Origin of the sequence: Uliginosibacterium paludis (assembly GCF_039631355.1) — a bacterium.
Lineage (GTDB): Bacteria > Pseudomonadota > Gammaproteobacteria > Burkholderiales > Rhodocyclaceae > Uliginosibacterium > Uliginosibacterium paludis.
The window spans coordinates 1-13,643 of the sequence record NZ_JBDIVF010000010.1 but is presented as its reverse complement, the minus strand read 5'-3'; the positions used below and the strand labels follow the sequence as shown (position 1 = coordinate 13,643).

Here is a 13,643-nt window from a genome sequence, read left to right as displayed (position 1 = left end):
GCAAGCCGGCGTGCCACTGAGGCGCCTCGCGCGCTGCCGCCATGATTTCCGTAAAGAACGTAACGCTGCGTCGCGGCGTCAAGGTTGTTCTCGACCAGGCTTCGGTCACTTTCGCGCCCGGCGAGAAGGTCGGGCTGGTGGGCCGCAATGGCGCCGGCAAGTCGTCCTTCTTCGCACTGCTCAACGGCAGCATCCATGAAGACAGCGGAGAGTTCTCGATCCCGCCGCAGTGGCGCATGGCGCAGGTGGCGCAGGACATGCCCGAGACCACGCAGAGCGCGACCGAGTTCGTGGTGGAAGGCGACACGGTGCTGCAGGCAGCGCGCGCCGAAGTCGCCGCCGCCGAGGCCAGTGACGACGGCATGGCGATGGCGCATGCCTACACCGCGCTCTACGACGCCGGCGAACACGATGCGCCGGCCCGCGCACAGGCGCTGATCCTGGGCCTCGGCTTTTCCGTGGCGGAGCTGGATCAGCCGGTGAACAGCTTCTCCGGTGGCTGGCGGATGCGCCTGCAACTGGCGCGCGCGCTGATGTGCCCCTCCGACCTGCTGCTGCTCGACGAACCCACGAACCACCTGGACCTCGATGCACTGGTGTGGCTGGAAGCCTGGCTCAAGCGCTACGCCGGCACGATGATCGTGATCAGCCACGACCGCGAGTTCCTCGATGCGGTGACGCAGGTGACGGTGCACGTCGATAACGCGCGCCTCGTGCGCTACGGCGGCAATTACAGCAAGTTTGAAGACATGCGCGCCGAGCAGATGGCGCTGCAGACCGCAGCACTCGCGAAGCAGGCCGACAAGATCGCCCACCTGCAGAAATTCATCGATCGCTTCAAGGCCAAGGCCAGCAAGGCGCGCCAGGCGCAGAGCCGCGTCAAGGCGCTGGAACGGATGGAGAAGATCGCGCCGGTGCTGGCCGATGCGGAGTTCAGCTTCGAATTCAAGGAGCCGCAGAACGTGCCCAACCCGATGCTCTCGATGCTGGGCGCGAGCTTCGGCTATCCGGCGCCGGAGGACGCGGTTGCCGGCACGCCGCCTACGGTGATCGTGAAGGGCATCAACCGCTCGGTGCTTGCCGGCCAGCGCATCGGCATTCTGGGCGCGAACGGGCAGGGCAAGTCCACGCTGGTGAAAACCGTGGCCCACGCGCTCACGCCGATTGCCGGCGAGATCAGCGAAGGCAAGGGGCTCAACATCGGCTACTTCGCCCAGCAGGAGCTGGACGTGCTCGACCCGGAAGCCTCGCCGCTGCTGCACATGCAGCGCCTGGCGCACGATCTGCCCGCGCATTTGCGCGCCGGCCAGGGCACCGGCGAGCAGACGCTGCGCACCTACCTCGGTACCTTCAACTTCGGTGGCGACATGGTCAAGCAAGCGGTCGGCACCATGAGCGGCGGCGAGAAGGCGCGCCTGGTGCTGGCGATGATCGTGTGGCAGCGCCCGAACCTGCTGCTGCTCGATGAGCCGACCAACCACCTCGACCTTGCCACGCGCGAGGCGCTGGGTGTGGCGCTCAACGAATTTGAAGGCACGGTGATGCTGGTGAGCCACGACCGCGCGCTCTTGAGATCCGTGTGCGACGAATTCTGGCTGGTGAGCAAGGGCGGCGTGGAGCCTTTCGAGGGCGATCTGGACGACTACCAGCAATTCCTGCTGGATGAGGCGCGCAGCCAGCGCGAGGCGGCGGCCGCTTCGCAGCGGAAGCGCTGAGTCCTTGATTCTCCCTTCTGTCCGAGTCTCGGCCGGGCTCATCTCCGCCAAACCTGACTGACTGCCGGAAAGCGTCTTTCACGGGCTTTGCAAGCGCCTACAATGCCCATTCCTGCTTTCCGGGGAGACGCTCATGCGCCGCCTGTTACTCGCCCTGATCTGCCTGATGCTGTCCGCTGCCGTGTCTGCCCAGCAGCGCATGGAAATCCTCAGCCTGCGTCATCGTCTGCCCGAGCAGGTTCTGCCGACCCTGCAGGGCTTGCTGGAGCCCGGAGGCAGCGTGTCGGCAATGAGCGGCAAGATCATCGTGCGCAGCTCGCCCGGCAATATCGCCGAACTCCGGCAGGCGCTGGAGGCGATCGATCAGCCGGTCAGGCGCCTGCTGATTTCGGTTCGCCAGGGCGGGAGCCGCAACAGCGAGGCCACCCGGATCGGTGCGGACGGCCGGGTGATCCTGCGTGGTGACGAGGTCGATGTGCGCGCCCGGGCTGATGCGGAGTCAGGACGACGCAGCGAGTCCGAGAACATCGTCTCGCGTGTGCAGACGGTGGAAGATGGCGAGGCGCTGATCCAGCTCGGGCAGTCGGTGCCGGTCCCCGCGACCCAGACGGTATACGGCCCCAACGGCGTGGTCGTCACGCGCGGTGCGCAGTACGTCTCCACCGGTAGCGGTTTCATGGCGCGGCCGCGTCTGGCGGGCAACAACGTGACGGTGAGCATCGCGCCGCAAAGCCAAAGGATGAGCCCCGGCGGCCGTATCGAGGGCAGCGGTCTGCAGACCACCGTCAGCGGGCGGCTGGGCGAGTGGATTCCGCTGGGCGGCGTGAGTCAGCAGAGCGAGCGCACCGAACGGGGCCTGAGCCGCTATGGCGACAGCCGTAGCGAAATAAGCAGCGACTTCTGGATTCGTGTCGAGGCGCTCGACTGAAGTTCAGAGTCCTGCCGTCCGGGTTGGCAGGGCGGTGTCGGTCATCGTGTGTGGGGCGTCTTCACTCACGATGTCTTCGCCGCTGGCCAGCAGGCGGGCATAGGCGCCATTGGTTGCCACCAGTTCGTCATGACTGCCGATTTCCACGATGCGGCCGCGTTCCATCACCACGATGCGGTTGGCATCGCGGATGGTGGTCAGCCGGTGGGCGATGACGAGTACGGTGCGGTCGCGCCGCAACTCGACCAGCGCCTCGCGTACGACGCGTTCGGATTCGTTGTCCAGCGCCGACGTCGCTTCGTCGAGCAGCAGGATCGGCGCGTTTTTCAGGAAGGCACGCGCAATCGCGAGACGCTGGCGCTGCCCGCCCGAGAGCTGGTTGCCATTGGTGCCGATGCGCGTGTCGAAACCCATCGGCAGTTTGCCGATGAACTCGAGCGCATGGGCCTGGCGCGCCGCGGTTTCGATGTCTTCACGGCTGGCGCCCTGGCGGCCGTAGGCAATGTTGTGTGCAACCGTATCGTCGAAGAGGGCCGCATGCTGACCTACCAGCGCGATCTGGCTGCGCAGGCTGGTCAGCGTGACTTCGTTGATGGCTTGATCATCGATCAGGATCCGACCGGAGCGGGCATCGAAAAAGCGGGCAACCAGCGCCATCAAGGTCGTTTTGCCTGAACCCGAGGCGCCGACGAAGGCGACGGTTTCACCGGGCTGGATGTCGAGCGAGAAGTGGCTGATGGCCGGGCATTGCTGTTCGGGATAGGCGAACTCGACCTCTTCGAAGCGGATTGCGCCGCGTACCTTGTCCAGCGTGCGGCGACCGTCGTCCGGCTCGGCCGGCAGGTCGAGCAGCTCGAAGATGCTCTGTGCGCCGGCCAGCCCGCGCTGGATGGTCGAGTTGATGTTGGTCAGTCGCCGGATCGGTTCGAAAATCAGCGAGGTGATGGTGACATAGGCCATCAGGTCGCCCGGTGTGAGCAGGCCCTTGCTGACGAGTGTACCCGCCGCGTACAGCACGCCGGCAACGGCGACAAAAGCCAGCACCTGAACCATCGGAACATTCAGCGCCGAGATTCGCACGACCCGCATTGTTTCCTGGCGCAGGCGGTTCGAGATGTTCGCGAAGCGTCTGGCTTCATGCGCCTGGGTGCCGAAAATCCGGATCTCGCGCAGGCCGGCCAGTTGCTCTTCGACGGCACTGGTCATTTCGCCCATCTGCAGTTGCTGCTTGCGGTTGGAGGCCCGCATGCCGGCACTGGCCTTGCGGATGATCCAGGCGATGACCGGCCCGATCGCGATGATGATGAGCGTCAGATGCCAGGCGCTGTAAAACAGCCAGCCGAGCAGTGCTACCACGGTGAGTGAATCCTGGATCACGATGATCCAGGCATTCGAGAGCGCGGCGCCGACTTGGGGAATGTCGTAAGTGATGCGCGAGAGCATCCGGCCCGAGGTCTGTGCCTGGTGGGTGCTGACGGGCAACACCATCTGGTGCTGGAAGACGAGGCGGCGCAGGTCGTCGATCGCCTTGTTGGCGACCCATTGGCTGGAGACGCTGGAGGCGTATTCCGCCAGGCTCTTGAAGAAGACGATGGCGACCAGCACGCCCAGCACGCTGTTGAGCGCGCCCGGGGTCTGCCGGATGAGGACGTCATCGACCAGGAATTTCATCTGCCGGCCCAGCAACGGCGTGAGGCCGGCCACGGCGGCCATGGTGAGGATGGAGAGCAGGGAGACGCGCCAGTACGGCTTGATGTAGGCGAGCAGCCGGGTATAGAGGCGGAAGGAATCTTTCATTGAACCGTGCTGGCAGACGCACAGCGGCGCCGGGACTGGGCCGCTGCCGGAGCCGGCATTGTAGCAGCGGGGGCAGGGCGCCCCCGCCGGTCAGGCTCAGAAGGCGTAAGAGATGCCGGCGCTCAGCACCGGATACCACTTGTAATCGCTGGCCTTGTCTTCCACTTTCTGGCGCTCGGCCTCGGCGTCGGTGCGCAGCTGGCTGCATTGCGCCGCACTCAGCGCTGAGCCGCAAGTGACGTCCAGCGTGGTCTTGGGCTTGCCCATGTACATGGCACCGATGTCGGCATAGAAGCCCAGGCCCTTCTTGCCGATCATGCCGTAGCCCAGCCCCAGATAGGGCGCTGCGCCATTGCCCAGCTTGATGCGGCCTTTCAGGCTGCCAACGTCGCTGGCCTGGTAGGTCGTGCCGTTGAGGGTGTAGCTGGTGCCGCTGGGGCGACCGTCGATGTCGATGCGGTTGTTGTTGAAGGCGAGCCCGCCGGTGACGCGGAAGCCGTAGCCCAGTTCCAGATCTGCCAGCGCGCGGAAGCTTGAGAGCTTCAGCTTGCCGTCGTAGTCGACGTCGGTGTCATGCACCGAGTGCGAATAGTTGAAGGCCGAGTAGCCGACGCGTGCGCCGAGGCGGTCGTTGATCTGATAGCCGAGATCGGCGCCGTAGCCAGTGGTGCCGATCTGCAGGCCGACGCCGGTTTCGGCCATGGCGGGCGAGCAGAGGAGGGCGCAGAGCAGTGCTGCAGGCAGAGTCGTGCGATGCATGGGTTTTCCTTTGTCAGGTCTGATTGCCGCATGAAGGGAAAAATACACCGGCATGTTCGCCGGTGCCTGCGCACTTCAACGGTCCGAAAAGCCGGAACTTGACCCGTGAAAACCCTTGCTGCCGGATCTACTCCCGATGCAGGACCCGATCAACCAGGAAGTCGGCCCAGCCACGCGTGTGGAAGGCGGCCTTGAGCTGATCGCGGTCGTAGACCGTCTCGAGCCAGACCATGAAGTCGATCGGCTCACGGGCATTGGCCAGGAGATATTCCTCAAAGAAGAAGTCCAGGATGCCGGTTTTCGAACCCTTGAAGTGGCCGTACTTCCAGGAGAGCTCCTTCAACGCTTCCTGCACCGGCTCGTTGAGCCTGAACATGCGGTAGAGCGCGGAAGCGAAGCCAGCCCGGTCCGCACCGCTCTTGCAATGAACGAGCGCCGGATACTCGATGCGGGCAAACATTTCCTGCGCCTTGCGGATCACGTCCGGGTAGGGCGCGCTGCGCGACATGATTCCCCAGAAGTCGATCAGCTCGATGCCCAGGCGGCGGCATTCCTCCGCTTCCAGTGCGTAGCGGCGGGAATCATCGGCGCCGCGCAGGTTGATGATCGTGCGCAGGCCCAGTTCGCGCTGATACTTGCGGATCTGGCCCGGGCTGGGCTGGCTGGAGCGGAAGAGGCCGCCAGACAGCGCATAGAGGTTGTTGTAGAACACGCGGAAGATGCCGTGATCCACGAAAATCAGGTCGAGGTAGGCCAGGAAACGGCCACGGAAACTGGTTACATCACGCGCCACGAAAATCAGACCGGTCAGGCAGCCGTTGAGGCAGGGCCGCTGATTATCCTTGAAAACCCGAGCGCGCGTAGCGGTGGTGTGGTACGCCCGCTCAGAGCGATTCGTCTTGGGCCGGTGGTGCCGTCCGCAGAACCTCGTCCAGGCTCGTCTGCCCCTTGGCTACCTTCAGCGCACCGGAAATCCGCAGCGGCTTCATGTCTTCCCGCATGGCCTGCTGCCGCACCGCCGCCAGCTCGGTGTTGTTGTGAATGAGGCGAGCAAGGGCGGGCGACATCAGCGCGGTCTCGTAAATACCCATGCGCCCGCTGTAGCCAGTCTTGCGGCATTCAAGACAGCCGACCGGATGATGAATCTGGCGCGGTACGTTCGCCTTGAACGGAGCGACGAGGCGCTTCCAGGCTTCGGCTTCTTCCTCGGTGGGTTCGGCAGCCCGCTTGCAATGCGGGCAGAGAGTGCGGACCAGGCGCTGGGCCATCACGCCGAGCACGGTGGCATTGAGCAGATAGGGTGGTACACCGAGGTCGAGCATCCGGGTGATGGCCGAGGGGGCATCGTTGGTGTGCAGGGTCGAGAGCACCAGGTGGCCGGTGAGCGCCGCCTGGATCGCCATTTCGGCGGTTTCCAGATCGCGGATTTCGCCGATCATGATGATGTCCGGATCCTGACGAAGCAGAGCGCGTACACCGTCGGCGAAGCCCAGATCGATGCCGGCCTGGACCTGCATCTGGTTGAACGCACCCTCAACCATTTCGATCGGGTCCTCGATCGTGCAGACATTGACCTCCGGCGTGGCCAGATGCTTGAGCGTGGAGTACAGCGTGGTGGTCTTGCCCGAGCCGGTCGGCCCTGTGACCAGGATGATCCCGTTGGGCTGCTTCGTCATGTGCTGCCAGCGGGCGAGGTCGTCATCGGTGAAACCCAGTTCGGCGAAGCTCCTGACCAGAACGTCCGGGTCGAAGATCCGCATCACCAGCTTCTCGCCGAACGCGGTCGGCAGGGTTGAGAGGCGCAGCTCGATTTCCAGTCCGGCCGGCGTGCGGGTCTTGATCCGGCCATCCTGCGGCCGGCGTTTCTCGACCACGTCCATGCGGCCAAGGATCTTGATCCGGCTGGTCATGGCGTTGATCACGCTCATCGGCAGCTGATAGACCTGATGCAGCACGCCGTCGATGCGGAAGCGGACGATGCCGATGTCCCGACGGGGTTCTACATGGATGTCGGACGCGCGCTGCTCGAAGGCATACTGCCAGAGCCAGTCGACGATGCTGACAATGTGCTGCTCGTTGGCATCGAACTGCCGGTTGGTCTTGGAGAGTTCGACCAGCTGTTCGAAGTTGCTGATCGGCGAGTTCTGCTGGTTGGCCTTGCTGTTGGCGTTCTTGACCGAGCGGGCCAGGTTGAAGAACTCCACCTGGAAACGCTCGATATCTGCCGGATTGGCAAAAACGCGCCGGATCGGTCTGCGCAGAATCGGCTGCAGCTCGTGTTCCCACTGGCGCAGGAAGGGCTCCGCGCTGGCGATCACCACCTCCTGCTGGCTGACCTGCACCGGCAGCACCTGCAGACGCGCGGCGTAGGCGGAAGTCATCACCTCGGTGACCGTCGAGAAATTGATCCGCAACGGATCGATGTGGAAATACTCCAGCCCCAGCCGGCCCGCCAGCCATTCGGTCAGCATCTCCAGATGCAGGAGCTTGTGCGGCGGTTGGGCCGATTTCAGCTGGCGCTCCGCAATCTGGATCAGCGGATGGGCGTCGGCCTTGTACTGGAAGCGCTCCTTATAGACGGTTTCCGCCTCTTCATGAGTGATCAGCCGGTCTTCGCGAAGCAGGTGCAGGATGTCCCGCAGCTGCAGGCGTTGCTCTGCCTGCGAGGCCATTTTTTCCGCGCGACTGGGTGCGCTGTGTTTCGGAGCGGGACTGTTCATAGGGGGCACGGGTGATCTGGGCAGGCTGGCAATCTAGAACGGGGGCGGCGACGGAACAATCTTCGTCGGCACTTTTTTAACGGCTTAACAGTGATTTTCTGCTGCGGATCAACCGGGAAAAGCGACGTGCTACCATCGCGCGGCTTTCCTCCGGTCTCTCCATGCTAGACGTCGCCCCCCATTTTGCCGATGACGGCACGCTCGCCCGGGTCATTCCCGGTTTTCGTCCGCGCCCGCAGCAGCGTGAAATGGCGGAAGCCATTGCACGTGCCATTCACGGCAACCGGGCGTTGGTCGCCGAAGCCGGTACGGGCACCGGCAAGACCTTTGCCTACCTGGTGCCGGCGCTCCTCTCTGGCGGCAAGGTGATTGTTTCGACCGGAACCAAGACCCTGCAGGATCAGCTCTTCCATCGCGATCTTCCCGCCGTACGCAAGGCGCTCAAGGTGCCGGTCAGCGTGGCGCTCCTGAAGGGGCGGCAGAACTACGCCTGCCACTACCATGTGGCGCGCGCCCAGCTGGAGGGGCGTTTCATCAGTCGCGATGACGCGGCGCATATCCGGACGATTGCCAAGTGGCTGCTGCATACACAGACCGGTGACAAATCCGAGTGCACCGGTGTGCCGGAAGACTCGACTGTCTGGATCGCCGCGACTTCGACGCGCGACAACTGCCTGGGCCAGGAATGTCCGAACGCCAAGGAGTGCTTCGTGATGGCCGCGCGCCGGACGGCCCAGGAAGCGGATGTGGTCGTGGTGAATCATCACCTTTTCTTCGCTGACGTGATGTTGCGGGACGAAGGCATGGGCGAGCTGCTGCCCGCCTGCAATACCGTGATTTTCGACGAGGCGCATCAGCTGCCTGAAACGGCCAGCATGTTTTTCGGCGATTCGGCCTCGACCGGTCAGATGCTCGATCTGGCACGTGACACGCGACACGAAGCGCTGGCTTCCGCGCGGGACTTCATGCCACTTCAGGACGCTACGCGTTCGCTCGAGAAAGCCGCGAAAGACCTGCGTCTCTCGATTCCGGGCGAGAACGCGCGCCTGTCTTTCGAGCAGGTTGCGGAGCGGGCCGATTTTCTGAGTGCGCTGGATCTTGTCGAGCACGAGCTGGAGCAGTTCGTGAGTCTGGCGGAATCCCAGGCGGAGCGCTCCGAAGGCCTCGAGAAATGCTGGCAGCGCGCCACGGAGCTTCATCAGCGGGTCTGCAACTGGCGGCGCCTCAATCAGCCTGACAGCATCCGCTGGGTCGAAGTGTTCAGCCAGTCTGCTTCGCTCAATACGACGCCGCTTCAGGTAGGCGAGATCTTCCGCAAACAGATCGAGGGCAATGCCAAAAGCTGGATCTTCGCGTCCGCCACGCTTGCGATCGGTCAGAGTTTTGGCCATTACTGCGGCGAGCTTGGGCTTGATGTGCTGGATCCGGTTCCCGAGACCGGTATGTGGGGCAGCCCCTTTGAATACGGCGAGCAGGCCGTGCTCTATGCGCCGGCCAACATGCCGGACCCCAACAGTCCGGCTTACCTCGACGCCGTCGTGGAGGCGGCCGTTCCGGTGATTCGCGCAGCGCAAGGCCGTACCTTTGTGCTCTGCACTTCACTGCGGGCGATGAAGCACATTCATGAGGGGCTGGAATCCCGCTTTCATCGCGAAGCGCTCGATCTGCCCCTGCTGATCCAGGGACAGGCCTCGCGAAGCGAACTGCTCGAACGCTTCCGCCAACTGGGTAACGCCGTGCTGGTCGCCAGCCAGAGTTTCTGGGAAGGCGTGGATGTGCCCGGGGACGCGCTCTCCGTGGTCATCATCGACAAACTGCCTTTTGCGCCGCCGGACGACCCGGTGCTGCGCGCGCGCGTCGACTGGATGGAAAAGCAGGGCAAGAACCCATTCATGGATTATCAGCTGCCGCGCGCCGTGATCAGCATGAAGCAGGGGGCAGGGCGGCTCATCCGCACCGAGCGAGATCGCGGTGTGTTGATGGTCTGCGACCCTCGCATGATCAGCAAGCCTTACGGGAAACGGGTCTGGCAGAGCCTGCCGCCCATGCGGCGCACCCGCATCGAGGAAGAGGTTGTCGCCTTTCTTGAAACCCTGCCGCCGCCTGCTACACCCGCGGGCTGAATGAGCGATATTTCGTTTTCCGGGCTGGTATCGGGGCTCGTCCCAAAGTAATATCGGCTCAGCTTGATGTAGGAAGGGTCCTACATATCGCACGGCATGTCCGGCATGCGTGCAAAAGCTTCGAGGAATGAAATGAACGGCCTTGTTTACGCCAAGACCACTGCCGGGATGCAGGAAGTGCAGCTGCGCCATGCGCGATTGCATCCGCGCGCGCGCTCACTCCTGATCCTGATCGATGGCAAGCAATGCGTGAACGACCTTTGCGGCAAGTTCGCCACGCCGGCGCTTGTGCAGGAATATCTCGATGTATTGCAGGAAAAAGGCCTGATTCAGGCACTGAGCAGCTACGGCAAGGACATCGCTGACGAAGTCCTGTCCCAAGAGCCGCAGCACGCCGAAGCGCCCCTTTCCGAGCAGCAGAGTCTTCCTCCGGCAGGCCGGGCAGAGCGTCTGGCGGCATTGAAAGCGATCATGCTGGGCGCAATCGAGGAATACTTCTCCGCTCAGCCGGATGCCTATCTCGAATCACTGGGCCGGGCGCGTCGCATGCGTGATTTCGTCGCGCTGGGCAACGAGATCATCACCGTCCTCAACAAGACCGGCCGTATTGCGGCGGCCGTCGAGTTCAAGCAGAAGGTCAAACCACTGCTGCGCTGATCACTTCGGCACGATCGGAATCACCTTGCGGGGTTTGATGCGGTTTCGAGGCTGCCCGGCGGCAAGCTGGCGCTGCCGCTCAAGGTCGCGCTGCCAGAATCTGAAGCCAAGCAATACAGCCAGGATCAGTCCGTACATGAGCGGCTCTGAAATATCCCGCTTGACCAGCCACCAGTAGTGAACGATCGACAGGATGCCGATCGGATAGACACTGCGGTGCAGGGATTGCCAGCGTCGCCCGCCCAGCCAGCGGATCGCCCGGTTGAAGGAGGTGGCCGCGAGTGGTATGAGCAGCACGAAGGCGGCGAAACCCACCGTGATGAAAGGGCGGCGCAGAATGTCGCGTGCCATGCCGGACCAGTCGAAGAAACGGTCCAGCCACAGATAGGTCATGAAGTGCAGGCTGGCGTAAAAAAACGCATAGAGCCCGAGCATCCGCCGGGTGCGCAGGAGCCAGTTCCATCCGCTCAGCTGGCGTAATGGTGTGACTGCCAGCGAAATCAGCAGGAAACGCAAGGTCCAGTCGCCCGTACCACGCGTGATGGCCTCGACCGGGTTGGCTCCCAGTGCGTCTTGCTGGAAGCCCCAGCCGAGGTGAGCCGCCGGGATCAGGCAGAGCAGGAAGAGGACGCTCTTGATGAGGCTGATCGTGTTGCGATCGGGGTTGCGCGGGTCCATCAGAAGTTCTTCTTCAGGTCCATGCCGGCGTAAAGCGACGCGACCTCCGAATAGCCGTTGAACATCAGCGTCTTGCGCTTGGTGAGTTCGCCGATCCGTCGCTCGGTGTCCTGATCCCATCTGGGGTGCGGCACATCCGGATTCACGTTCGAATAGAAACCGTATTCATTGGCCGCGGCCTTGTTCCAGGCGGTACCGGGCATCTTTTCGACAAGCCTGATGCGCACGATCGATTTGGCTCCCTTGAAGCCGTACTTCCAGGGCACGACGAGACGTATCGGTGCGCCGTTCTGCGGCGGCAGTGTTTCGCCATACATGCCGACAGCCATCAGCGTGAGCGGGTGGAGCGCTTCGTCCATGCGCAAACCCTCGGTGTAAGGCCAATCCAGAATGGGTTGCCAGGTGCCCATCATGGTCTTCCTGTCATACAGGCTGACAAACTCCACGAACTTTGCGCTGCCCTGAGGCTCGACTGCCTTGAGCAGACTCGCGAGCGGGAAACCGATCCAGGGGATCACCATTGACCAGCCTTCCACGCAGCGCATGCGGTAGATTCGCTCCTCAAGCGGCGCGAGCTTGAAGAGATCCTCGATGGCGAAGCTGCGAGGCTTGTTGCACAGGCCTTCAACGACAATAGTCCAGGGACTCGTTTTCAGCGCCCGCGCGTTTTCGGCCGGTTCGTCCTTGTTGACGCCGAATTCGTAGTAATTGTTGTAGCTCGTGGCATCTTTCTGTCGGGTGGGTTTGTCCGTGATCTTCATGCGGTTGGGCTGGACCCCCGCCAGAACGGCGGCTTTCGCCTCTGACCAGGGCAGGGCCAGCGAGACAGCGCCCGCGAGCGCGGCGCGGCTGCCCAACTGCATGAACTCGCGGCGTGCCTTGTAGAGCTCGGGCGTGGTGATTTCCGATGGAATGATGTCGGACGAACGACGGATCAGCATGGGGCGCATCCTTTCCCTGGCCGCACAGGCCAGACTCTCTGTGTTGCGGTATTTTTGTTTGTTCGTGGGCGCGATCCGGCTCTGCGCGAAACACGGCTTCCCAGTCAGTAGACCGGAAAAGTCGAAAAAGCTTACGCCGGTGACGCAAAAAAACTCAGTCGGGCATGCCGCCGCAAAAATCTTCGTTCCAGCATTGCCCATTTCTCGAAAGCTCGGCTATAATCTCGCCTCTTCGCGGAGAGGTGGATGAGTGGTTTAAGTCGCACGCCTGGAAAGCGTGTTCAGGATAATATCCTGACGGGGGTTCGAATCCCCCCCTCTCCGCCACTAAGTTATTGATTTCTAAAGATCTGACTTAGTGGTGCTGCGAAAAAAACGGGGCTTTTTGGGCAGGTTATCGCAGCCTTTTTGTCGGGCTCCCCGGCAACATCTTGACGGCCATTCCTCCAGCTTGCAGGCTGGCATCCGGAATCCAGCGGCCGTAGATCCTGAAAATCATTGCAGTGTCCAAGTGGCCATTTTGCCCGGCAACCCAGATCGGATTTTCCCCCGCGCTCAGCATCATGCTGGCATACGTGTGGCGCATCTGGTACGGGTTTCGATAGCGCACCTTGGCGAGCTTCAACGCCGTTGTCCAGGCCCCTTCACGAGTGAGCTGATCTCTCGCCCATGGCCCATTGCTTCGCGGGTCGAGAAATACGCGCTCGCCTGCCGTGAAGGTGAATGGCTTCTGGTCCTTCAGCGCGGTGAGCGCGGGCGCAAGCTGTTTCACGCTTCGCGTGCCGCGCCGGGTCTTCTGTGATTCGGCCTCGGTCACGGCCTGAGTCTGAGTACGTGACACGCGCACGAATCCCTTACGCCAGTCCATTTCCCCCCATTTCAGGGCAACGAGTTCTGAGGTGCGGAGGTCAGACCAGAATGCAAACTGAAACAGGTTGCGAACCTGATCATGTCTGCAGCCACGTCGTCTAACCGGTGCTTGGCTTGAAATGACCTGAATGGTCAAAGGCTTGTCCGCGGAGGACAGTGTCGGCGCCCACGGTGCCTATGACACGAAGGCCTGTCATGCGGCCATCGCCAGCCGAGGGGCACATGCTCTGACTCCGGTGCGCAAAAATGCGCAACCGTGGAAAGAAGGAAGTGCGGGCGCGCGAGCCCGAAACGACATTCTCCGAACCACCAAACGTCTGGGACGGACAATCTGGAAGAAATGGAGTGACTATCACCGGCGCAGCCTGGTCGTAACCACCCGAGTTCGACAGTTCGTCGCGTAAGTTGTTGATTCGTATATGAGCGAATCTCAAACGTGCCCCTACAAGAAAGTG

At 62.6% G+C, this 13,643-nt stretch carries 11 protein-coding genes, 1 tRNA gene and 1 pseudogene; 6 read left to right on the top strand and 7 right to left on the bottom strand.

The features are described from left to right. Positions 1–41: 41 nt before the first annotated feature. On the top strand, positions 42–1,715 hold the full coding sequence (locus tag ABDB87_RS17450) for an ABC-F family ATP-binding cassette domain-containing protein (protein WP_345929427.1): 1,674 nt from the start codon (positions 42–44) through the stop codon (positions 1,713–1,715). A 133-nt stretch (positions 1,716–1,848) separates the two neighbouring features. After that, positions 1,849–2,643 (top strand): secretin N-terminal domain-containing protein, encoded by a 795-nt coding sequence (locus ABDB87_RS17445; RefSeq protein ID WP_345929425.1) that lies wholly within the window; start codon positions 1,849–1,851, stop codon positions 2,641–2,643. 3 nt (positions 2,644–2,646) lie between these two features. Here ABDB87_RS17445 and msbA read toward each other — a convergent pair whose 3' ends face one another. The 4 genes from msbA to tfpB form a co-directional block, all read right to left on the bottom strand. After that, a complete protein-coding gene (msbA, locus tag ABDB87_RS17440) occupies positions 2,647–4,440 on the bottom strand; it encodes a lipid A export permease/ATP-binding protein MsbA (RefSeq protein WP_345929424.1) in 1,794 nt (597 codons plus the stop codon). Between the two features lie 96 nt (positions 4,441–4,536). Continuing rightward, positions 4,537–5,199 carry a hypothetical protein gene (locus ABDB87_RS17435; protein ID WP_345929423.1) on the bottom strand — a complete coding sequence of 221 codons (663 nt, stop codon included), beginning with the start codon at positions 5,197–5,199 and terminating at the stop codon, positions 4,537–4,539. Between the two features lie 127 nt (positions 5,200–5,326). After that, complete coding sequence (locus ABDB87_RS17430; protein WP_345929421.1) at positions 5,327–5,992, bottom strand: tyrosine-protein phosphatase; 666 nt, start codon at positions 5,990–5,992, stop codon at positions 5,327–5,329. Positions 5,993–6,083: 91 nt separating this feature from the next. Continuing rightward, positions 6,084–7,871, bottom strand: coding sequence for a type IV pilus assembly ATPase TfpB (tfpB, locus tag ABDB87_RS17425; protein WP_345929419.1), 1,788 nt, complete (start codon positions 7,869–7,871; stop codon positions 6,084–6,086). Positions 7,872–8,080: 209 nt separating this feature from the next. On the opposite strand from tfpB, the gene yoaA reads away from it, so the two are divergent. Both yoaA and ABDB87_RS17415 read left to right on the top strand, forming a co-directional pair. Beyond that, entirely contained in the window at positions 8,081–10,042 is a 1,962-nt protein-coding gene (gene yoaA / locus ABDB87_RS17420; protein WP_345929417.1) for a DNA repair helicase YoaA, read from the top strand. A 132-nt stretch (positions 10,043–10,174) separates the two neighbouring features. Beyond that, complete coding sequence (locus ABDB87_RS17415; RefSeq protein WP_345929415.1) at positions 10,175–10,699, top strand: hypothetical protein; 525 nt, start codon at positions 10,175–10,177, stop codon at positions 10,697–10,699. Here ABDB87_RS17415 and ABDB87_RS17410 read toward each other — a convergent pair whose 3' ends face one another. Together ABDB87_RS17410 and msrP are read right to left on the bottom strand one after the other, a co-directional pair. Then, positions 10,700–11,377 carry a protein-methionine-sulfoxide reductase heme-binding subunit MsrQ gene (locus tag ABDB87_RS17410; RefSeq protein ID WP_345929413.1) on the bottom strand — a complete coding sequence of 226 codons (678 nt, stop codon included), beginning with the start codon at positions 11,375–11,377 and terminating at the stop codon, positions 10,700–10,702. Continuing rightward, positions 11,377–12,318: a protein-methionine-sulfoxide reductase catalytic subunit MsrP gene (msrP, locus tag ABDB87_RS17405; RefSeq protein ID WP_345929411.1), complete on the bottom strand. Its 942-nt coding sequence runs from the start codon at positions 12,316–12,318 to the stop codon at positions 11,377–11,379. The genes ABDB87_RS17410 and msrP overlap by 1 nt, the downstream gene beginning before the upstream one ends. 236 nt (positions 12,319–12,554) lie before the next feature. Here msrP and ABDB87_RS17400 point away from each other — a divergent pair. Continuing rightward, positions 12,555–12,645: transfer RNA gene (locus tag ABDB87_RS17400), tRNA-Ser, on the top strand. Between the two features lie 67 nt (positions 12,646–12,712). On the opposite strand, the gene ABDB87_RS17395 is transcribed toward ABDB87_RS17400, so the two are convergent. Next, positions 12,713–13,324 (bottom strand): site-specific integrase, encoded by a 612-nt coding sequence (locus ABDB87_RS17395; protein ID WP_345929409.1) that lies wholly within the window; start codon positions 13,322–13,324, stop codon positions 12,713–12,715. Between the two features lie 19 nt (positions 13,325–13,343). Between ABDB87_RS17395 and ABDB87_RS17390 the strand changes: the two are divergent. Beyond that, positions 13,344–13,565, top strand: a pseudogene (locus ABDB87_RS17390) (transposase); the annotation flags it as partial. Positions 13,566–13,643: the final 78 nt, after the last annotated feature.

Excerpts from the sequence above, each read along its gene's own strand:
- ABDB87_RS17450 (WP_345929427.1), top strand. The coding sequence starts at position 42 with ATGATTTCCGTAAAGAACGTAACGCTGCGTCGCGGCGTCAAGGTTGTT.
- ABDB87_RS17445 (WP_345929425.1), top strand. The coding sequence starts at position 1,849 with ATGCGCCGCCTGTTACTCGCCCTGATCTGCCTGATGCTGTCCGCTGCC.
- msbA (WP_345929424.1), bottom strand. The coding sequence starts at position 4,440 with ATGAAAGATTCCTTCCGCCTCTATACCCGGCTGCTCGCCTACATCAAG.
- ABDB87_RS17435 (WP_345929423.1), bottom strand. The coding sequence starts at position 5,199 with ATGCATCGCACGACTCTGCCTGCAGCACTGCTCTGCGCCCTCCTCTGC.
- tfpB (WP_345929419.1), bottom strand. The coding sequence starts at position 7,871 with ATGGCCTCGCAGGCAGAGCAACGCCTGCAGCTGCGGGACATCCTGCAC.
- yoaA (WP_345929417.1), top strand. The coding sequence starts at position 8,081 with ATGCTAGACGTCGCCCCCCATTTTGCCGATGACGGCACGCTCGCCCGG.
- ABDB87_RS17415 (WP_345929415.1), top strand. The coding sequence starts at position 10,175 with ATGAACGGCCTTGTTTACGCCAAGACCACTGCCGGGATGCAGGAAGTG.
- ABDB87_RS17410 (WP_345929413.1), bottom strand. The coding sequence starts at position 11,377 with ATGGACCCGCGCAACCCCGATCGCAACACGATCAGCCTCATCAAGAGC.
- msrP (WP_345929411.1), bottom strand. The coding sequence starts at position 12,318 with ATGCTGATCCGTCGTTCGTCCGACATCATTCCATCGGAAATCACCACG.